Genomic DNA, 19,919 nt, shown 5'->3' with positions numbered 1-19,919 from the left:
AGAGCAGCGTAAACGGTGACCGGGTGGCCTGCGTACTTCTGGGTCCTCCCCGCCGGCCGGGTGTTGCTCGGCCCGGTGCTCGCCTGGTCGAAACGGCTCGGCGAGGACCGGGCCGACCCGATGGCCGCGCGGTTGCTGGCCGGGCACCCCGTCCACGTCGACCGGATCAAGAAGCTGCAGGACCGCGGCTTCAGAGCGTGAGCACGACCTTGCCGGCCGAGTGTCCCTTGTGGACGTAGTCGATCGCGGCCGCGGCGTCCGCGAGCGGGTAGGTGCGATCCAGCACGGGCGTGAGGCCGCCGGCTCCGATCGTTTCGCGCAGCACTTCGAGGTCCGCGCCGCGGACCGCGGAGACGAGGCCGCGCAGCCGGTGGCCCACGAACAGGCTCAGCAGCGCCGCGCCGGCGACCCGCTGGGTGCCGCCCAGCCACCGGCCGCCGGTCTCGCTGCCGACGAGCACCAGCGTGCCGCGCGGCGTCAGCGCCCGGCGCAAGTGCCTGAGCCGGCGCGCGCCCGCGGTGTCCAGCACGAGGTCGTACCGCCGACCGGTGAAGTCTTCGCGCGTGTAGTCGACGACGTGGTCGGCGCCGAGCTCGCGGACCAGGTCCGTCTTGCCGGTGCTGCACACCGCGGTCACTTCGGCGCCGAAGGTCTTGGCCAGCTGCACCGCGAACGACCCGACGCCACCCGCGGCGCCGATCACCAGGACGGACTGGCCCGGCCGGACCCGGCCCGCGTCGCGCAGGCCCTGCAGGGCGGTGCACCCGGAGATCGCGACGGCTCCCGCCTGCTCGAACGAGAGCCGGGCCGGTTTCGCCGCGACCCGATCGGCCTTCGCGACGGCGTACTCGGCGAACGCGCCGGTGCACTCGCCGAACACCTCGGCGCCGGGGCGAAACTTCGTGACGCCGTCCCCGGTCTCCTCGATCGTGCCCGCGAAGTCGAGGCCGCGCACGGGGTTCTTCGGCCTGCGGACACCGAAACCGAGCAGGCGCACCAGGTACGGCTGCCCGGTGGTCAGGTGCCAGACGCCCGGGTCGACGCCGGCCGCGTGCACGCGCACGAGGACCTCGCCGGGCCCGGGCGCCGGTCTTTCGATGTCGCGCGGTTCGAGAACGCCGAGATTTCCGTAGCGGTCCTGGACGATGGCTTTCACGACGACTCCTCCGGGTACTGGAACACTTCTTCGAGCGGGACTCCGAACACGTGCGCGATCTGGAACGCCATTTCGAGCGAGGGCGAGTAGCGGCCCTGCTCGATGGCGATGACGGTCTGGCGGGTGACCCCGAGCCGGGTGGCGAGCTCGGCCTGGGTCATCTGGCCGTGCGCGAACCGGAGGGCGCGCAGCGAGTTCGTGACGCGGGTCGGTTTCACCACGGCTGGAAACCCCGCCGGTAGGCGAAGATCCGGGTGATCGACCCGAGGACCGCCGACAGCGTGAAGGCCAGGTAGATGACGTTGGCGATCCAGAAGTGCGGCGCCTCGGCCATCGCCAGCAGCAGCGCGGCGACGGCGCCGATCACGACGAACGAGTGGCCGACGTGCTCGCCCAGCCGGCCGATTTCGACGTCGCGCTGATCCTTCGCGCCGTCCTTCGACACGATCGCGACGACGATGCTCAGCACGATCGTCGCGACGATGGACGTGCCGACCGTCCAGAGCAGCGCCGCGACGTACGGGACCTCGGCCAGCGGCCGCCCGCCGGCCCGGCCGAGGACCAGCACGAGGTACACCGCGTAGCTCACCACCGCGGCGATCCCCAGGATCCAGGCGTTCTTTTCTTCGTGGGTCACCTCGCCAAGGTAAAACAAACCAGACATCGTGTCAAAGTTTCTTGACATGAGAAAATTCCGGCGCAGGGTGTCCAACGGGCCGGCCGTCGTTCGTAGTGCTGGCGTACGGCAACCGAGCCACAGGAGGAACCGTGAAGTACCTGATGCTGATCAACGCCGCTCTCGACGCCGACGGCGCGCCCACCGGCTGCAGCACGCCGGACGACTGGATGCTGTTCGACAAGTCCCTGAAGGAAGCCGGCGTCCACGTCGGCGGCGATTCGGTCGCCGACTTCACGACGGCGGCCACGGTCCGGGTCGACGAGCGCGGCGAGCGGCTGGTCACCGACGGCCCGTTCGCCGAGTCCCGCGAGGTGCTCGGCGGCTACTTCGTCGTCGACGTGCCGGACCTCGACGTCGCGCTCGACTGGGCGGCGCGCTGCCCGGGCTCCCGCGACGGCGGGTCGATCGTGGTCCGGCCGCTGGCCGGCTACGAGGGCTGACGGCGGTGGCGGGCGAGGCGCCCCGGCTCACCCTCGAGGCGGTGTTCCGGGAGGAGCGCGGGCTGCTGCTGGCCGCGCTCGCCCGCCGGTTCGGCGACCTCGACCTCGCCGAGGAGGTGACGTCGGAGGCGATCGAGGAGGCGCTGGTGCACTGGCCGGCCGAGGGCGTGCCGCCGAAGCCGGGCGCTTGGCTGATGACGACGGCCAGGCGCAAGGCGGTCGATCGCCTGCGCCGCGACCAGGCCTACGCGGCCCGGCTCGCGGTGCTGCAGGTCGAGGCCGAGCGCACGGCGCCCGCCCCGCCCTCGCCGTCGGGTGGATTGCCGGACGAGCGGCTCCAGTTGTTTTTCACGTGCGCGCACCCGGCGTTGCCGGCGGAGGACCGGGCGGCGCTGACGTTGCGCTGCCTCGCCGGGCTGACGACCCCGGAGGTGGCGCGCGCGTTCCTGGTGCCGAGCGCGACGATGGGCAAGAGGATCGTCCGGGCGAAGAACCGGATCCGCACGCTGCGGATCCCGTTCCGCGTCCCGGACGCCGCCGAGCTCCCCGGCCGGCTGCCGGGCGTGCTGCAGGTGGTGTACTCGATCTTCACGGAGGGCTACGCGGCCAGCTCGGGCCCGGACCTCCAGCGGCTCGACCTGGCGGAGGAGGCCATCCGCCTGGCCCGCATCCTCCGGCGGTTGCTGCCGGGGGAGCGGGAGGTCACGGGCCTGCTGGCGCTGATGGTGCTGGTCCACGCCCGCCGGGAAGCCCGAACGGGCCCGGACGGCGACCTGGTGTTGCTGGACGACCAGGACCGCAGCCGCTGGGACCGCTCGATGATCACCGAGGGGACGGCGCTGGTGGAGCAGGCGCTGACGGGAGGCCCACCGGGCTGGTACGGAGTCCAGGCGGCGATCGCGGCCCTCCACGACGAGGCGGCGGACGTGGCGAGCACGGACTGGCCGCAGATCGTGGCGTTGTACGACGTGCTGGGCAGGCTGGCGCCGTCGCCGGTGGTGGAGCTGAACCGAGCGGTGGCGGTGGCGATGAGGGACGGTCCGGAGGCGGGACTGGCGTTGTTGGAGGGGCTGGCGGAGGAGCCGCGATTGCGGGGATACAGCCCGTTTCCGGCGGCGCGAGGGGATTTGCTGAGCCGGCTCGGTCGGGTCGAGGAGGCGGCTTCGGCGTACCGGGAGGCCTTGGAGCTGGCGGGGACCGAGCCGGAGCGGGTCCATTTGCGGGGGCGGCTGGCGGAAGTGGAGGGGTAGGGGGAGGGGTGGTGGGCGCTGCCGCTCGCTTGGGCGGCTCGGCTTCCGCCGCTGCGGGGTTCGTTTGCGGGGCGGTTGGCGGAGGTCGAGGGGTAAGAGGCGCGGGGTGGGGGGCGCTGCCGCCGCCGCGGGCGCTGCTGCTACCTCCGCTGCCGCTGCCGCTGCCGCTGCCGCTGCCGCTGCCGCTGCCGCCGCCTGCTCCGCCGCCGCAGCTCGTTGCCGCTTGCTCCGCTGCTCCCGCCGCCGCCGCCGCTGCTGCCGCCGCGGCAGCTCCCGCTGCTCCCGCCGCTGCTGGCTGCCGCCGCTGCCGCCTCCGCTGCCTCTGCAGCGGCTCGCGCCGCTGACCGGCCGAAATTGTCGGTGGCCCCCGGTAAGCTGGATACCGGGGGCCGGAGGCCTACCCCGCCGCCCGGAGGGCCGCCACGGCTGGGGCGAACATCGTTGCCTTGATCGCGCCCAGCGTTCCGCGGTCCTTGCCCGCCAGTTCCTCCACCCGCTCCTGGGCCACCTTCAGCACGTCACCCTCGGCCGCGACCTCGTCCACCAGTCCGATCTCCGCCGCCGCCGGTCCGCCGAAGCGGCGGCCGGTCGTCATCGAGGCGATCGCCGCCGAGGGGGTCAGCTTTCCCTGGATCAACGCCGCCATGCCCGGGGTGAACGGGATGTTGATGTCCGCCTCCGGGAAGCAGAAATAACCCCGGTCGCTGCGCATCACGCGGAAGTCGTGGGCCATCGCCAGCATTGCGCCCGCGCCGAACGCGTGGCCGTTGATCGCCGCCACCGTCGGGACCGGCAGGGTCAGCACCCGCGCGAACAGCTCCTGGACCTCCGCGACGTACTCCGAGGCCCGGTCACCGTTCGCCGTCAGCCATTCGAGGTCCAGGCCGTTCGAATAGAACTTGCCGCTGCCGGTCGTCACCAAGGGGCCTTCGACGCCGTCCAAAAAGGAATGCACGCGCTGGAGCCAGTCCGGGGAGAACCGGTTTTCGCCGGCGCCCAGGTCGAGTACGGAAACGGTCACGGTCGGTCCTTTTCTCGAGGGGGCACGGTCAGCACGGCCCGCACCGCGGCGGCCAGCCTTTCCCGCACCAGCTGATCGGTGATGTCACGCCGGAAGAACGCCGTCGGCAGGTCGACGACGCACGTCGTGATCACGTCGACGGCCAGCCCGTCCCCGCGGTCCCACAGGTGCCGGGCCAGCCGCACCAGCAGCGCGACCAGGCGCTTGTCCACCGCGTGCAGCGCCTCCGCCAGCTCGTCGGGCAGCTCCGGCCCGAACAGCCGGTCGCCGCGCACCGACAGCAGCATCCGCGCGCCGTCGGGGCGCAGCAACGCGAACTCCGCCGGCGTGTCCGCGGCCGCGACGACCGCCTCCACCGGCGAAGGAGCCTGATCCACCCGGGACGTCTGCAGGTCGAGGAACGCCGTGGCCGCGCGTAGCCAGACCTGAGCCTTCACCGCACTGAGCGACCCGAAAGCGTGGTAAATCGTCCCGTTCGGGACGCCCGCGGCCGTCGCCAGGCCACGGACCGTCACTTCCGTCGAGGAGGCGACGAGCCGCTCGGCGACGTCGAGGAGCGCGTCGAGGTCGTGGACGCGAGGGCGGGGCATGCCGCGACCGTAACAGAGCACGCGCTCCAAAACCAGGGCGGTAGGCTGCCGCCGTGGAGATCTGGATCAACCCGGCTTGCTCGAAGTGCCGGTCCGCGGTGTCGATGCTCGACGAGGCCGGCGCCGAATACACCGTGCGCCGCTACCTCGAGGACCCGCCGACGGCCGCCGAGCTCGAAGCCGTCCTGAAGCGCCTCGGCCTCGAACCGTGGGACATCACGCGCACCGCCGAGCCCGTCGCGAAGGAACTCGGCCTCAAGACCTGGGGCCGCACTCCCGCGGACCGGCCGAAGTGGATCGACGCGCTCGCCGCGCACCCGAAGCTGATCCAGCGGCCGATCATCACGGCGGACGACGGCACGACGGTCGTCGCCCGCGATCCCGAGACCGTGCGGTCGGTCCTTTAAGGAATCGCGTCGGTCGTCGACAGGAGCGGGACGTCCAGGGGCACCGTCTCCGGGTACTTGATCCCGGCGCCGGTGTTGAGCACGACGACGTCTTCGCCGCCCTCGAGCCACCCCGACTCGCGTAGGTGCCTCAGCGCGGCGAAGCACGCTCCGCCCTCCGGACAGACGAAGGTGCCTTCGTACGACGTCAGGTCCCGTTGCGCCTTGAGAAGCTCTTCGTCGGTGACGGCGATCGCGGTGCCGCCGGTCGCGTACACGGCGTCGAGCACGAGGAAGTCGCCCAGCGCCTTGGGGACCGTGATACCGAAGGCGACCGTGCGGGCGTCCGGGAACGGCGTGCTTTCCCGCTCACCGCGCGAAAACGCCGTGACGATCGGCGCGCACCCGGTGGCCTGCACGGCGACGAGCCGGGGCAGCGGCCCGGAAACCCAGCCGAGCTCCCGCATTTCCAGCAGCGCCTTGTAGATCCCGATGATGCCGACGCCGCCGCCGGTGGGGTAGAGGATGACGTCGGGCAGCCGCCAGCCGAACTGCTCGGCGATCTCGTACCCCATCGTCTTCTTGCCCTCGATGCGGTACGGCTCCTTCAACGTCGAGACGTCCTGCACGCCGGGCCGCCGCCCGACCGCCGCGGCGACGAGCTTGCCCGCGTCGCCGATGAGACCGTCCACCCGGTACAGCTCGGCGCCCGCCGCGACGCACTCGCGCATGGTGATCGCCGGGGCGTCGTCCGGCATCGCGACCAGGCTCGACAACCCCGCGCGCGCCGCGTACAACGCCCACGCCGCGCCGGCGTTGCCGTTCGTCGGCATCGCGATCCCGCGCACACCCAGCTCGGCCGCCCGCGAGACGCCGACCGCGGCGCCACGCGCCTTGAACGTGCCGGTCGGGACCAGGCCTTCGTCCTTCATCCACAAGCGTGACAGCCCCAGCTCACGGCCGTAGCACGGCAGCCGCAGCAACGGCGTCATGCCTTCGCCGAGGCTGACGACATGCTCGGCCGAGCGCACCGGCAGCACCTCGTGGTAGCGCCACAGCGTCGGCTCGCGCCCGGCGATCTCCTTCGGCGTCACGGCTTCGCGGACCCCGTCGAGGTCGTAGCGCGCGAGCAGCGGCGCGCCCGCCCGGGACAGGCCTTGGACGGCGTCGGCGTCCAGGCGGTCGCCGGTCCGCGAGCACTCGAGGTGGCTGAGGAACGAGTACGGCACAACGCCGATCCTAGGTCCTAAAGTGAGCACATGGACGCGCTGCGGGTGTGCCTGTACGTCTTCGCCGGTGTGACGCTCGGTACCTGGGTGGTCTCGGTGCTGACCAGGGAGTACTCCTGGGTCGACCGGATCTGGTCGATCGTGCCGGTGGCCTACGTGGGGATCTTCGCCGGTGCCGCCGGGTTCGCCGACGCGCGGCTGGACGTGATGTTCGCGCTGGTCGCGCTGTGGGGCGCGCGGCTGACCTTCAACTTCGCCCGCAAGGGCGGGTACGCGCCCGGCGGTGAGGACTACCGGTGGGCCGTGCTGCGCGAGCGGATGGCGCCGTGGCAGTTCCAGCTGTTCAACTTCTTCTTCATCTCGCTGTACCAGAACGTGATCCTGCTGCTGATCACGCTCCCCGCCCTGACCGCGCTGGAGCACCCCGGCGGCTTCGGGGCCGCGGACGTCGTCGTCGCGCTGATCTTCGCCGCCTTCCTGGTCGGGGAGACGATCGCCGACCAGCAGCAATGGGCGTTCCACCGCGAGAAGCACGCCGGGCGGGCGCCGACGCGGTTCCTGCAGGACGGGCTGTTCCGCTACTCGCGGCACCCGAACTTCTTCTTCGAGCAGGCGCAGTGGTGGGCGATCGCCGCGTTCGGCGTCGTCGCCGGCGGTCTGCAGTGGACAGTCGTCGGTGCGGTCCTGCTGACGCTGCTGTTCGTGGGCTCGACGCGGTTCACCGAGAGCATCACGAAGTCGCGGTACCCCGAATACGCGGACTACCAGCGGCGGACGTCGGCCGTGGTCCCGTGGCCGGTCCGCGGATGACGGTCGTCGCCGCGCTGCAGATCGCGACCGGCGTCCCGCTCGAGCGGGTCCTGGCGTTCGAGGACGAGATCCGGGGCGCCGACCTGGTGGTGCTGCCTGAGGCCGTGCTCGGCGGCTACCCGGGCCGGACGCCGTTCGTGGAGTACTTCCACGCGGCCGTGACGGTGCCCGGCCCCGAAGTCGCCGAGCTGGCCGGGCTCGCGGCGCGGACCGGCGCGAGCCTGGTCGTGGGCGTCATCGAGCGCGCCGGCTCGACCCTGTACAGCACGGTCGTTTTCCTCGACCCGGCACTCGGCCTGGTGGGCCAACACCGCAAGCTGGTCCCGACCGCCCGCGAACGCCTGGTCTGGGGCCGCGGCGACGGCTCGATGCTCCCGGTCGTCCCGACGGCGGCGGGCCGCGCCGGCGCGGCGATCTGCTGGGAGAACCACATGCCCCTGCTGCGGGCCGCGATGTACGCGAAGGGCGTCGAAATCTGGTGCGCCCCGACGGCGGACGATCGCGACGTCTGGCAGGCGTCGATGCGCCACGTCGCCGACGAGGGCCGGTGTTTCGTGGTTTCGGCGTGCCCGTACGAGGGGGAGGGCGACGACCCGTTCCGCGGCGGCAGCGTGATCGTCGGCCCGCTGGGGGACGTCCTGGCGGGCCCGTTGCGCGGCACCGAAGGCCTGATCACGGCGGAGATCGACCTGGCCGAGATCGTGGCCGCGCGGCACAGCCTCGACGTCTCGGGCCACTACGCGCGGCCGGACGTCTTCTCGCTGACGGTCGACGAGCGACCCCAGGACGGCGTCACCTTCCTGAAATGACGCCGTCCTGCGGGACTCACACCGCCAGCCGGCCGCCGTCCACCGGGAGGATCGCGCCCTGGACGAAGCTCGCGTCGCCCGCCGCCAGGAACGCGATCGCCGCCGCGATCTCCTCCGGGGCCGCCACGCGCCCGGCCGGGCCCGCGGCCGCCAGCTCGTCCAGGCCGTCGCCGAAGACCGCCGTGCCTTCGGTGCGGGTCGGGCCCGGGCTGACCGCGTTGACCCGCACGCCCGACGGCCCGAACTCCGCCGCCCACGCCTTCGTCATCAGCTCGATCGCCGACTTCGACGCGCCGTACACCGCCATGCCCGCCATGCCGCGCACCGCGACCATCGTGGACACGTTCACGATCGCGCCGTGGCCGCGCGCCGCCATCTCCGGCCCCAGCGCGGCGACGAGGAAGAACGGCACCTTCACGTTCGTCGTGAAGACCGCGTCGAAGTCCGCCTCGGCGAAGGACCCGGTCGGTCCGGTCGGGAAGATCCCGGCGTTGTTGACCAGCACGTCGATCGGCCCGGCCAGCTCCCGCGCCCGGTCCGCGAGGGCGCGCGCCGACGCGGCGTCGACGAGGTCGGCCGCGACGAAGTCGGCTTTCCCGCCCGCCGCGCGGATGGTCTCGACGGCTTCGGCGCCGCGCCCGGCGTCCCGGCCGGACAGCACCACGTGCGCGCCGAGCCCGGCCAGTGCGGCGGCCGTCGCACGGCCGATCCCGCTCGTGCCGCCGGTCACCAGTGCGGTCGACCCGGACAGTTCTGCAGTCATCGTTCAGCTCCTCCGCAACCCGGGTCTTTTCCCGGTCGCAGGGTTCAAGCGAGACCGCCCGGAAGGACTTCCGGCTGCGTGTTCGGCCCTCCTTATACCTCCGATCCGTTCCGCCGATGGTCTTCCAGCGCCGCGACGAACTCGGCGACGTCCCGCCGCCGCGACGCCGCCGGCCACACGGCCCAGGTCCGCCGGACGATCGGCGTGCCGGCCAGCGGCACCCACCGGACCGTGTCCGGCAGCGGGTAGGGCCATTCGGGCGGCGCGAACGCGTACGCCCCGCCCGCGCTGACCGCCGGGATCTTCAGCTCGACGATCAGCCGCTGCTCCTCCGGCACCTCCGGCCCGACGTCGAGGCCGTGACTGCGCAGGATCGCGGCCAGCTCGTCGTACCAGGCCGGGCTGCCCGCGCGCGGGAACGCGAACCACTCCAGCCCGGCCAGGTCCTCCAGCCGGACCGGTGCGCCCAGCTTCTCGGCGACCTCGGTGGCCAGCAGGACACCGACGTCCTCGGTCACCACGAGCGTCGCGTCCAGATCGGGCCCGGGCGGGCGCTCGCGGACCAGCCCGACGTCCAGCTCGCCGGCCCGCAGCGCCGCCACCTGCGCCACCGACGACAGGTGCCGCGCCTGCACCCGCGTGTCCGGCAGCCGCGCGAGCGCCGCCGGCAGCAGCTCCGGCGGCAGTTCCAGCGGGACGCCGACGCGCAGCACGCCGCCGCCGTCCGCGGTGTGCCGGGCCATGGCCGCGAGGGCCTGGTCGTGGCGCGCCAGCACGGCGCGGGCCTCGCCGAGCAGCGTCGTCCCGGCGTCGGTGACCTGCACGCCGGTGCTGGTGCGCACCAGCAGCCGGACGCCGAGCCGCCGTTCGAGGGCCGTGATCGTCTGGGACAGCGCCGGCTGGCTCACGTGCAGCTGCCGGGCCGCCTTCGACATCGCGCCCGCCTCGACGACCGCGACGAACGCCCGCAGCTCCCGGATCTCCATCAGGCGGCCCACCGGATCGGCAGCGACTTGAGGCCGTTCTGGAAGTTCGACCGCAGCCGCACGGGCGGTCCCGCCAGGGAAACCTGGCCGAGCCGGTCGAGCACCGCTTCGAACATCGCCCGCAGCTGCACCCGCGCGAGGTGCGCGCCGAGGCAGAAGTGCGGACCGTGGCCGAAGGTCAGGTGGTCGTTCGGGGTCCGGCCGATGTCGAACGTGTCCGGCTCCGGGAACACCGCAGGATCCCGGTTGGCCGCCGAGAACCAGACCACCACCTTGTCCCCGGCGGCAATGTCCACATCGGACAACCGGACGTCGGTGACGGCCGTGCGCCGGAAGTGCATGACCGGCGTCCACCACCGCAGCATCTCTTCGACCGCCGAGGGCAGCAGCGAGCGGTCGGCCAGCAGGCGGCGGTATTCCGCGGGGTGCGAGAGGAGCGCGAGCAGCCCGCCCGGCAGGCCGTTGCGGAGGGTTTCGTTGCCCGCGACGGAAAACAGCCAGAACAGGTTCTCGAACTCGGCGAGCGAGACGCGGCCGCCGTCGGCCCCGACGTGCTGCATCAGGTTGCTCATGACGTCGTCGCCCGGGTGCGAACGCTTGTACTCGCCCAAAGCGTTCGCGTACGCGTAGAGATCCGGCATGCCCGCGCGCGTCCGCGGATCGGGCATCGACCCGTCCGGCCCCGGCGACGGCCGGACGGCGAGCGCGGCCCGGGCCAGCTCGCTCACTTCGGAAACGGAGACCGTCGAGCTCACCGCGTACTCGGCGTCCTGGTAGCCGATCACGCGATTGCTCCAGTCGTACATCAGCCGCCGGTCCTGCTCCGGCACGCCGAACACCTCGGCCAGCGTCAGCAGCGGGAGATCGGCCGCCACCGCGGCGAAGTCGCACCGGCCAGCGGAGGCGACCGCGTCGACGAGGTCCCGCGCCCAGGCCTCGATCCGCGAGGTCAGCTTCGCGATCGCCCGCGGGGTGAACGCCTTGGTGAGCAGCCCGCGCAGCCGGCCGTGCTCCGGCGGGTCCATGTTCAGCATCATCCTGCGCACGTACGCGAGGTCGGCCGCGTCCCGGATCTGCGTCCCGCCCAGCTGCGAAGAGAACACTCCCGGGTCGCGCAGCACCCGCCGCACCTCGGCGTGCCCGAGCACGGCCCAGAAGTCGTCGACGCGCACCACCGGGCCGGCGCGCCGCAGCCGCGCCAGCTCGTCATACGGGACCCCTCGCACGTAGGTGTCCGGATCGGTGATCGTCACGGGCCCGACCCTAGCCGCGGCCACCGACAATTTGGGAGGCTGCGCAGATGGACACGCTCAACATGCGCATCGGCGGCAAGGGCGAACCGGCCGTCCTCCTGCTGCACGGCCTCGGCGCGACCGGCGCCGTCTGGAACCACCTCGCCGTCCAGCTCGACCGGCGCGTCCTGGTGCCCGACCTGCCCGGCCACGGCCCGTCCGCACCACTGCCGCACTACAGCTTCGCCACGCTCGCCGAAGCGGTCGCGCGGGCGCTGCCGGACGGCGGGCCGCTGATCGTCGCCGGGCATTCGCTCGGCGGGGTGCTCGCGCTGGAACTGGCGTCCGATCGCCACGACGTCGAGGTGGCCGGCGTGCTGGCCCTCGGCGTCAAGGTCGAGTGGAGCCAGGACGACCTGAACCGCGCGGCGTCGTTCGCGGCCCGGCCGCCGCGGGTGTTCGCGACGCAGGAGGAGGCCGATCAGGCGTACCTGAAGGTGTCCGGGCTGCTCGGGATCGCGCCGGCCGACCCGGCCGGGCTTCGCGAGACCGAGGGAGGTTGGCGCCTCGCGATGGACCCGGCCGCGTTCGGCCTCGGCGCGCCGGACATGCCGGCCCTGCTGGCCGGGGCGCGCTGCCCGGTCGTGCTCGCCGCGGGGGAAAACGACCCGATGAGCCGTCCGGAGCAGCTGCGGGCGCTCGATCCCGGCGCCGTCACGCTCGCCGGTCTCGGGCACAACGCCCACGTCGAGGACCCGGCCGCCGTGCGGGCCCTGCTCGAGCGCTTCGGCGTCTGAAGGAGCGGGTGCAGCCGTCGTACCCCACTCGACGGCTGCTCCGCCAACCCCTCGCCACCATCGGACGCGAAAAGCCTAGGAAAGCGCGGTGGACGAGCGCCTGTACTCCCGCTCCGCGCCGTCGTCACGGTCCGTACCTGCGGAAACGGTTATCTTCGCCGATCGGTGGTACATCTCGGGCGGCACGATCGTGATGCTGGAGAGGTACGTTCCGCTCGGGGGACGCAGGAGAGGACGCCTGTGGACGAAGGCCCGTCGTTCGCCGGATGGCTGCGCGACCGGCGTGCGCTCGCCGGTCTCACCCAGGCCCAGCTCGCCGAGCGTGCGGGGTTGAGCCTGCGCGCGGTGCGCAACGCCGAGCTGGGCAGCGTCCGGCGGCCCCGGCCGGAGACGGCCCGCAAGCTGCGGGAAGCGCTGGCCGAAGCCCCGCCGGAACCCGTGCGGCTCGGCGTGCTGGGCCCGCTGACGGTGACGCGCGGCGCCGAGGCCGTGGAGATCGGCGCGGAGAAGCAGCGACTCCTGCTGGCGCTGCTGGCCCTGCAACCGAACCGGACGGTCCGGCGCGAGGACCTCGTCGACGTCATCTGGGACGAGCCGCCGTCGACGTGCCTGGAGCTGCTCCACACCTACGTCGCCCGGCTGCGGCGGGCGCTGCGGCCCGCCGACCTGATCGCCACGGACAAGGGCGGCTACCGGCTGGCCGTCGGCGAGGACGAGCTCGACCTGCTGCGTTTCGAAGCGCTGCTGGAACGGGACGCCCTGAAGGAGGCCCTGGAACTCTGGCGCGGCCCGGCGCTCGCCGACGTCGAACGGCTGCGCCAGCACCCCGCCCGGCTCGCGCTGGCGATGCGGCGCGCGAAGGCCGTGCTGGCCTACGCCGTGGACGCCGACCCCGAAGACGCGGCGGTGCAGCTGCGGGTGCTGACCGCCGAGGAGCCGCTGAACGAGTCCGCGCACGCCAAGCTGATGCTGGCCCTCGCCGCATCCGGGCGCCAGGCCGCCGCCCTGGACGTCTTCGACGAGGTGCGCCGGCGCCTGGCCGGTGAGCTCGGCCTGGAACCCGGTCCCGAGCTGCGGGCGGCCCACCAGCAGGTGCTGCGGCAGGACTTCGCCGCTCCGGAGCCGCCCGCGCGGGTGCCGGCCCAGCTACCCGCCGACGTCCCCGGGTTCCGCGGCCGCGCCGCGCAGCTGGCCGAGCTGGACGCGCTGCTGCGGCGCGACGAAGGCGACACCGGCGCGCGCATCGCCGTCCTCTCCGGCACCGGCGGGGTCGGCAAGACCGCGCTCGCGGTCCGCTGGGCCCAGCGCGTGCCCGCGGAGTTCCCGGACGGCCAGCTCTACCTCGACCTGCACGGCTACGGCACGGTCCGGCCGGTGGACCCGGGCGACGCGCTGTCGGGCTTCCTGCGTGCCCTCGGCGTCGACGGCGCGGACATCCCCGCCGAGCCGGACGAGCGCGCCGCGAAGTTCCGGACCGCGCTCACCGGGCGGCGGATGCTGCTGGTGCTGGACAACGCCAACGCGGTCGGGCAGGTCCGCCCGCTGCTGCCCGGCTCGCCGACCTGTCTGGTGCTGGTGACCAGCCGGGACGCGCTGCCCGGGCTGGTCGCCCGCCACGGCGCCCGCCGCGTGCTCGTCGACCTGCTCACCGAGACCGAGGCCCGCGATCTGCTGCGCGCGCTGCTCGGCCGGCGCGTCGACGACGAACCGGAGGCCACCGCGGCGCTGATCGGGTACGCGGCGCGGCTGCCGCTGGCGCTGCGGCTGGTCGCGGAGCTGGCGCTGAGCCGGCCGGGGGAGCGGCTCGCCGCGCTCGCGGCCGAGCTGGCCGACGAACGGCGCCGGCTCGACCTGCTCGACGGCGGCGGTGACGAGCTGACGGCGGTCCGCGCGGTGTTTTCGTGGTCCTACCGCAACCTCGCGCCCGACGCGGCGCGCGTGTTCCGGCTCTGCGGCCTGCACCCGGGCCGCGACCTGACGCCGCCCGCGCTGGCCGCACTCGCCGGCGTCCCCTTGCCGGAGGCCGAAAGGCTGGCGGGCACCCTGGTGCGCGCCCACCTCGCCCAGCAGACCGGCGACGACCGCGTCCAGCTGCACGACCTGCTGCGCGTCTACGCGGCCGAGCTCGCGGCCGAGGACGCCGAGGAGAGCCACGAGGCGCAACAACGGCTGTTCGACTTCTACGTCACCTCGGCCGGGCAGGCGATGGACGTCGTCCTGCCGCAGGAACGGCACCTGCGGCCGCGCGTGCCCGACCCGGAGATCAAGGTGCTCGACGCGCCGGCGTGGCTGGAGGCCGAGCGGCGCAACCTCCTGGCGGTCGCCGCGCACGCGACCCGGCACGGCTGGCCGGAGCACCTGCGGCTGCTGTCCGGGATCCTGTGGCACTACCTCGACGTCGGCGGCTACCACGAGGAAGCGCTGGTCCTGCACACGCACGCGTCGGCGCTGGCCCACCACACCGGCGACCGGGCCGCCGAGGCCGAGCCGCTCATCCTGATCGCGCTGGGCCACTGGCGGGTCGGCCGGTCACCGGAGGCCTTGCGGTACCTGGAGGAGGCGCTCGTCCTGGCCCGGGAAACCGGCGACTGGCGCACCGAAATCCACTCGGTCAACACCCTGGGGCTCGTGTGCCGCGCGCTGGGCCGGTTCGCCGACGGGATCCGGTACTCGACCGAGGCCCTCGCCCTGGCGAGGAAGACGGGCGACCGCACCAGCGAAGGCCTGGTCCTGGTGGTACTCGGCTGTTCCAGCCGCGGCATCGGCCGCTACGGCGAAGCGATCGGCTACCTGGAAGAGGCCCTCGCCCTGGCGCGCGACATCGCCGACCGCACGAGCGAGGGCTACGCGCTGGTCAACCTGGGCGACGCGCTGTCCGCGCTGGGCCGGCACGACGAAGCCGTCCAGGCCCTGGAAGAAGGGCTGACGCACCTGCGCGCGATGGGCGTCCGGGTGAGCGAGGGGTACGCCCTGAGCATCCTCGGCGACATCGAGCACGCACGCGGCCGGTACGCCGAAGCCGCGGAACACCTGGAACGGGCCCTGGAAATCGCGCAGGAGACGGGAAGCCCGCCCAACCGCTGCATCTCGCTGAAGCACCTGGGCGACGTCCGCCTGGCGCAGGGGCGGCACTCGGAAGCGGCCCAGCACCTCGAAGAAGCGCTGAGCCTGGCCCGCGAATGCGGCGATCGGGGCGTGGAATCCCGCGTCCTCAACAGCCTCGGCAGCCTCTCCGCCGCGCGCGGCGCCACCGCGGACGCGTTGCGGTACCACCGTGAAGCCCTGGCCGTGGCGAAGGAAACGGGCTGCCGTCCGGAACAGGGCCGGGCCCACTGCGGGCTCGGCGAAGTCCACAGTGGACTCGGTGACGCGGAGGCCGCCCGCTCGCAGTGGGAGCGGGCGCTGGCCTGCTACGCCGGGGAATGCGTGCCCGGCGCGATCCGGGTCCGGAACCACCTGACGGCCCTGGAGCGCGTCGCGCGGTGATCGGGTTCGCGGGCGGCCAGGTCGGCTTCGAGCCGCTGGAGGTCCCGGTCGACGACGTCGGTGCTGCCCGCGAGCCGGGCCCGGGGCTTCACGGCCTGCACCCGGTGGCCTTGAAGAACGTGTAGTGGAAGGTGCCGTCTTCGCGGGTCGTCCGGTGCAGATCGGCGACGCCCCGGTCCCAGCGGCCCTGGGTGATCAGCCCGCGGCTGACGGCGGTTTCGCCGACGCCGTCGACCATCGCGGTGAACGTGTCGCGGGTGAAGCCGGTGACCAGGCCGGGCCGCGAGGCGTCGGCGTAGACCGTCCGCGGTTCGACCTCGACGTCGCCGAACCCGGCGCCGGTCAGCAGCGGGTGGAGGCGGCGGCCGATGAGCGCGTCGCCGCCGGCGTCGGCCTGGAGCCGGATCAGGCAGTCGATGGCGGCCTGGGCGTGCTCGCTACGCGGGTGGAAGAACGCCGAGCCGTGGTCGCCCTCGATCACGGTGATCGTGCCGCCGGGGCGCAGCAGCGTCTTCAGGTGCGCGAGGGCTTTCTCCGGCTCTGGCAGGTGTTCGAGGACGAAGCAGACGAAGACGTGGTCGTATTCGCCGTCGAGGTCGAACAGGTCGGCCTGCCGGAAGTCGACGCCCTCGACCCGGGTCCGGGCCTGGCGCAGGGACGTTGCGGAGACGTCGACGGCGGTCAGGTGCGCGTCCGGGCTGCGGGCCGCGAGGTGGACGGTCTGGGCGCCGACCCCGCAGCCGGCTTCGAGCACGCGGCTGCCGGCGGGGTAGGCCGTCCCGGCGTGCAGGAGGTCGGCGAGGGTGTCGGCCTGGTCGCCGAGGCGGCGGGCTTCGGGTTCGGTGTATCCGTGCACGTAAGCGGTGTCCATGCGTCCAGCGTGCTGCGACAATGGCCCGATGGACAGAGCCAAAACAGCGCCCTCGGAGGGGTCCATAGGTTCGGACTTCCTCCAGCTGGACGTCCGGTCGGCGCCGCCGGGCGGGCTCGCGGACTGGCTCGCCGGGCAGCTGCGTTCCGCGGTCGCCGACGGCCGGTTGCCGGTGGGCGGACGGCTGCCCGCGTCCCGGGTGCTGGCCGCCGACCTGCGCGTCTCGCGGGGGGTGGTCACCGAGGCCTACCAGCGGCTGATCGACGACGGCCACGCCGCGGGCCGCGGCCGGGCGGGCACGGTCATCGTCGCCGCGCCCGTCCTGCCGCCGTCCCCTTCGCCGGACCGCCTCTCCTCGGACGTGATCACGGCTTCGCCGGGCGTGGAGGTGTTCGACGCGGTCCGCGCGACCCCGGCCCGGATCGACCTCAGCCCGGGCGTCCCGGACCTGACGGCGTTCCCGCGGGCGGCGTGGCTGCGGGCGGAGCGGGCGGTGCTGGACGAGCTGGAGCCGTCCCACTTCGGCTACGGCGACCCGCGCGGCGCACCCTCGATGCGGCTGGCGGTGTCGCGCTGGCTGGCCCGCAACCGCGGGATCCGCGTCGATCCGGGCGAGATCGTCGTGGTGGCCGGGGTCGCGCAGGCGTTGACGCTGGTCGGCGAGGTGCTGCGGCAGCACGGCGTGACTTCGGTGGCGGTCGAGGACCCCAGTTCGCTGGGGGCGCGGCAGCACCTGCACCACTGCGGCCTGGCGACCCCGCCGGTCCCGGTCGACGACGACGGCCTGCGCGTCTCGGCGTTGACGGCGCCGGCTGTGCTGCTGACACCGGCGCACCAGTTCCCGATGGGCGTGGTGCTGGGCGGCGAGCGCCGTCGTGAGCTGATGCGCTGGGCGTCTTCCGGCGGCATCGTCCTCGAAGACGACTACGACGCCGAGCACCGCTACGACCGGGCGCCGGTGCCGGCGGTCCGGTCGATGGTGCCGGAGGTCTGCTACATGGGCAGCGTGTCGAAGCTGCTGGCGCCGGCGTTGCGGGTGGGCTGGCTGCTGGCGCCGCCGCGGTTCTTCGCCGATCTCGTGGCGGCGAAGCGGTTCGCGGACCTGGGCAATCCGGTGCTGGCCCAGCTGGTCCTGGCGCGCTTGATGGAGACGGGGGAACTGGAGCGGCAGCTGCGGGTGGTGCGGGGGCGGCACCGGCGTCGGCGGGACGCGATGATCCGGGCTCTGTCGGCGTCGCTGCCCTCGGCCGTCGTCCACGGCGCGGCCGCGGGCCTGCACCTGACGGTGACCTTCGACGCCGACGTGGACGACGTCGCGGTGGCGGCGGCCGCGCTGGCGGAGGGGGTGAAGGTCCAGCCGCTGTCGTGGCACCGGCAGCTCCCGGGGCGGCCGGGCCTGGTGCTGGGGTATGCGGCGCGGACGGCGTCGGAGATCGAGGAAGGCGTGGCCGTTCTGGGCACTCTGGTAAAGAGTCCCTAAAGGACAGTCAAGCGGCTGTGATCATGCTCTCCCATGCATTTCGCCCGGTTGGTTGCCATACGCAAGCAACTTGCTTAGCCTAGCTAAGGGACTTTGCGAGCAGAAGGGTTGCACAGTGGCGGAACGCCGGACGTATTCGATCGCGGAACTGGGGCCGCGGTACAAGTGGATCGCGCTGTCCAACACGACGCTGGGCATGCTGATCGCCACGATCAACTCCTCGATCGTGCTGATCGCGCTGCCCGACATCTTCAAGGGCATCGGCATCAACCCCCTGGAACCGGCCAACACGAGCTACCTGCTGTGGATGATCATGGGCTTCCTCGTGGTCACCGCGGTGCTGGTGGTGAGCTTCGGCAGGCTCGGCGACATGTACGGCCGCGCGAGGATGTACAACCTCGGCTTCGCGGTGTTCACGGTGTCGTCGATCATGCTGGCCATCACCTGGTTCGACGGCGACGCGGCCGCGTTGTGGCTGATCGGCTGGCGGATCGTGCAGGGCGTCGGCGGCGCCTTCCTGATGGCGAACAGCTCGGCGATCCTCACCGACGCCTTCCCGGCCAACCAGCGCGGCCTCGCGCTCGGCATGAACGGCGTCGCGGCGATCGCGGGCTCGTTCCTCGGCCTGGTCGTCGGCGGCGTGCTCGCGCCGGTCGACTGGAACCTGATCTTCCTGGTGTCGGTGCCGTTCGGCGTGATCGGCACGGTCTGGGCGTACCTCAAGCTGCACGACACCGGCGTCCGCAAGCACGCGCGGATGGACTGGTGGGGCAACATCACCTTCGCCGTCGGCCTGATCGCGGTGCTGATCGGCATCACCTACGGCATCCAGCCGTACGGCTCGTCCCCGACCGGCTGGGGCAGCCCGTTCGTGCTGACCTGCCTGATCGGCGGCCTCGCGGTGCTGGTGGCGTTCGTGGTCATCGAGTCGAAGGTGGACAACCCGCTGTTCCGCCTGTCGCTGTTCCGCATCCGCTCGTTCACCTGGGGCAACGTCGCCAACCTGACGGCCTCCCTCGGCCGCGGCGGGCTGCAGTTCATCCTGATCATCTGGCTGCAGGGCATCTGGCTCCCGCAGCACGGCTACACGTTCGAGCAGACCCCGTTGTGGGCGGGCATCTACATGCTCCCGATGACGATCGGCTTCCTGGTCTCGGCACCGGCGTCGGGCGTGCTGTCCGACCGCATCGGCAGCCGCCTGCTCGCCTCGGGCGGCCTGCTCATCACGGCGGTGACGTTCCTGCTGCTGATCCTGCTGCCGGTGAACTTCGACTACTGGGCGTTCGCGGCGATCCTGCTGATCAACGGCATCGGCATGGGCATGTTCGCTTCCCCGAACCGCGCCGAAGTGATGAACAGCCTCCCGGCGGACGCCCGCGGCTCGGGCGCGGGCATGATGACGACGTTCCAGAACGCGGCGATGGTCCTGTCGATCGGCTTCTTCTTCAGCTTGATCATCGCGGGCCTGTCGTCGAGCCTCCCGTCGACGATGAGCGCGGGCCTGATCGAACACGGCGTTCCCGCGTCGTCGGCGGCCCAGATCGCCAACCTCCCGGCGGTGGCGGTGCTGTTCGCGGCGTTCCTGGGCTACAACCCGATCCAGCAGTTGCTGGGCGGTCAGCTGTCGTCCCTGCCGCCGGACCAGGCGTCGTTCCTGACGGGCCGGAGCTTCTTCCCGAACCTGATCTCGGGCCCGTTCCAGTCGGGTCTGGCGGTGGCGTTCGGCTTCGCGATCGTGGTGTGCTTGATCGGCGCGGTGGCGTCGCTGCTGACGAAGGACGCCAGGCCGAAGAACGGCGAGTCGGTGGGGGAGGAACTGGCCGCGGTGGCGGGGGAGTCGAGCGGCGGGCCGAGCGAATTGGTGTCGCCGTCGAGCGAACGCTGAGCGACGTGATCGAGGGGCCGGGGTCGTACCCCGGCCCCTTTCAGCGAAC

20 protein-coding genes are annotated in these 19,919 nt (G+C 72.8%); 10 read left to right on the top strand and 10 right to left on the bottom strand.

The genetic code is table 11. The features are described from left to right. Positions 1-15 precede the first annotated feature (15 nt). Entirely contained in the window at positions 16-201 is a 186-nt protein-coding gene (locus H5965_RS31455) for a hypothetical protein (protein WP_310974417.1), read from the top strand. Here H5965_RS31455 and H5965_RS31450 read toward each other — a convergent pair. The 3 genes from H5965_RS31450 to H5965_RS31440 are packed head-to-tail and all read right to left on the bottom strand — an operon-like array spanning position 191 to position 1,820. Further along, positions 191-1,156 (bottom strand): NAD(P)-dependent alcohol dehydrogenase, encoded by a 966-nt coding sequence (locus tag H5965_RS31450; protein WP_310974416.1) that lies wholly within the window; start codon positions 1,154-1,156, stop codon positions 191-193. The genes H5965_RS31455 and H5965_RS31450 overlap by 11 nt on opposite strands. Then, positions 1,153-1,377 carry a helix-turn-helix transcriptional regulator gene (locus tag H5965_RS31445; RefSeq protein WP_310974415.1) on the bottom strand — a complete coding sequence of 75 codons (225 nt, stop codon included), beginning with the start codon at positions 1,375-1,377 and terminating at the stop codon, positions 1,153-1,155. The genes H5965_RS31450 and H5965_RS31445 overlap by 4 nt, the downstream gene beginning before the upstream one ends. After that, complete coding sequence (locus tag H5965_RS31440) at positions 1,371-1,820, bottom strand: hypothetical protein (protein WP_310974414.1); 450 nt, start codon at positions 1,818-1,820, stop codon at positions 1,371-1,373. The genes H5965_RS31445 and H5965_RS31440 overlap by 7 nt, the downstream gene beginning before the upstream one ends. Positions 1,821-1,924: 104 nt before the next feature. On the opposite strand from H5965_RS31440, the gene H5965_RS31435 reads away from it, so the two are divergent. Beyond that, positions 1,925-2,275: a YciI family protein gene (locus tag H5965_RS31435; protein WP_310974413.1), complete on the top strand. Its 351-nt coding sequence runs from the start codon at positions 1,925-1,927 to the stop codon at positions 2,273-2,275. A gap of 5 nt (positions 2,276-2,280) precedes the next feature. Beyond that, the gene (locus H5965_RS31430; RefSeq protein WP_310974412.1) at positions 2,281-3,525 is read left to right on the top strand and encodes an RNA polymerase sigma factor; all 1,245 of its coding nucleotides are present in this window, start codon (positions 2,281-2,283) and stop codon (positions 3,523-3,525) included. 397 nt (positions 3,526-3,922) lie between these two features. Here H5965_RS31430 and H5965_RS31425 read toward each other — a convergent pair whose 3' ends face one another. Together H5965_RS31425 and H5965_RS31420 are read right to left on the bottom strand one after the other, a co-directional pair. Further along, positions 3,923-4,546 (bottom strand): enoyl-CoA hydratase/isomerase family protein, encoded by a 624-nt coding sequence (locus tag H5965_RS31425; RefSeq protein ID WP_310974411.1) that lies wholly within the window; start codon positions 4,544-4,546, stop codon positions 3,923-3,925. Further along, positions 4,543-5,136 (bottom strand): TetR/AcrR family transcriptional regulator, encoded by a 594-nt coding sequence (locus tag H5965_RS31420; RefSeq protein ID WP_310974410.1) that lies wholly within the window; start codon positions 5,134-5,136, stop codon positions 4,543-4,545. The genes H5965_RS31425 and H5965_RS31420 overlap by 4 nt, the downstream gene beginning before the upstream one ends. A 53-nt stretch (positions 5,137-5,189) precedes the next feature. On the opposite strand from H5965_RS31420, the gene H5965_RS31415 reads away from it, so the two are divergent. Further along, the gene (locus H5965_RS31415) at positions 5,190-5,543 is read left to right on the top strand and encodes an arsenate reductase family protein (protein ID WP_310974409.1); all 354 of its coding nucleotides are present in this window, start codon (positions 5,190-5,192) and stop codon (positions 5,541-5,543) included. On the opposite strand, the gene H5965_RS31410 is transcribed toward H5965_RS31415, so the two are convergent. After that, on the bottom strand, positions 5,540-6,751 hold the full coding sequence (locus H5965_RS31410; protein WP_310974408.1) for a threonine synthase: 1,212 nt from the start codon (positions 6,749-6,751) through the stop codon (positions 5,540-5,542). The genes H5965_RS31415 and H5965_RS31410 overlap by 4 nt on opposite strands. A 30-nt stretch (positions 6,752-6,781) precedes the next feature. Between H5965_RS31410 and H5965_RS31405 the strand changes: the two genes are divergently transcribed. Next, positions 6,782-7,561 carry a DUF1295 domain-containing protein gene (locus H5965_RS31405; protein ID WP_310974407.1) on the top strand — a complete coding sequence of 260 codons (780 nt, stop codon included), beginning with the start codon at positions 6,782-6,784 and terminating at the stop codon, positions 7,559-7,561. Further along, complete coding sequence (locus tag H5965_RS31400; protein ID WP_310974406.1) at positions 7,558-8,370, top strand: carbon-nitrogen hydrolase family protein; 813 nt, start codon at positions 7,558-7,560, stop codon at positions 8,368-8,370. The genes H5965_RS31405 and H5965_RS31400 overlap by 4 nt, the downstream gene beginning before the upstream one ends. 16 nt (positions 8,371-8,386) lie before the next feature. Here H5965_RS31400 and H5965_RS31395 read toward each other — a convergent pair whose 3' ends face one another. From H5965_RS31395 to H5965_RS31385, 3 genes are all read right to left on the bottom strand, one after another. Further along, positions 8,387-9,133, bottom strand: coding sequence for an SDR family oxidoreductase (locus tag H5965_RS31395; RefSeq protein WP_310974405.1), 747 nt, complete (start codon positions 9,131-9,133; stop codon positions 8,387-8,389). A gap of 92 nt (positions 9,134-9,225) precedes the next feature. Continuing rightward, positions 9,226-10,119, bottom strand: coding sequence for a LysR family transcriptional regulator (locus H5965_RS31390; RefSeq protein ID WP_310974404.1), 894 nt, complete (start codon positions 10,117-10,119; stop codon positions 9,226-9,228). Continuing rightward, a complete protein-coding gene (locus H5965_RS31385; RefSeq protein ID WP_310974403.1) occupies positions 10,119-11,372 on the bottom strand; it encodes a cytochrome P450 in 1,254 nt (417 codons plus the stop codon). The genes H5965_RS31390 and H5965_RS31385 overlap by 1 nt, the downstream gene beginning before the upstream one ends. Positions 11,373-11,419: 47 nt before the next feature. Between H5965_RS31385 and H5965_RS31380 the strand changes: the two genes are divergently transcribed. Together H5965_RS31380 and H5965_RS31375 are read left to right on the top strand one after the other, a co-directional pair. Beyond that, positions 11,420-12,148, top strand: a complete 729-nt coding sequence (locus H5965_RS31380) for an alpha/beta fold hydrolase (RefSeq protein ID WP_310974402.1) — start codon at positions 11,420-11,422, stop codon at positions 12,146-12,148. Positions 12,149-12,388: 240 nt separating this feature from the next. Then, positions 12,389-15,634, top strand: coding sequence for a tetratricopeptide repeat protein (locus H5965_RS31375; protein WP_310974401.1), 3,246 nt, complete (start codon positions 12,389-12,391; stop codon positions 15,632-15,634). A gap of 88 nt (positions 15,635-15,722) precedes the next feature. On the opposite strand, the gene H5965_RS31370 is transcribed toward H5965_RS31375, so the two are convergent. Then, a complete protein-coding gene (locus tag H5965_RS31370) occupies positions 15,723-16,505 on the bottom strand; it encodes an L-histidine N(alpha)-methyltransferase (protein WP_310974400.1) in 783 nt (260 codons plus the stop codon). Between the two features lie 28 nt (positions 16,506-16,533). Here H5965_RS31370 and H5965_RS31365 point away from each other — a divergent pair, with 28 nt between their 5' ends. Further along, entirely contained in the window at positions 16,534-17,985 is a 1,452-nt protein-coding gene (locus H5965_RS31365) for a PLP-dependent aminotransferase family protein (RefSeq protein ID WP_310974399.1), read from the top strand. Between the two features lie 115 nt (positions 17,986-18,100). After that, complete coding sequence (locus H5965_RS31360; RefSeq protein ID WP_310974398.1) at positions 18,101-19,870, top strand: MFS transporter; 1,770 nt, start codon at positions 18,101-18,103, stop codon at positions 19,868-19,870. The last annotated feature ends 49 nt before the right edge of the window (positions 19,871-19,919 follow it).

The organism is Amycolatopsis sp. 505 (assembly GCF_031625235.1).
GTDB lineage: Bacteria > Actinomycetota > Actinomycetes > Mycobacteriales > Pseudonocardiaceae > Amycolatopsis.
This window is presented reverse-complemented; position numbering and strand designations above follow the sequence as displayed.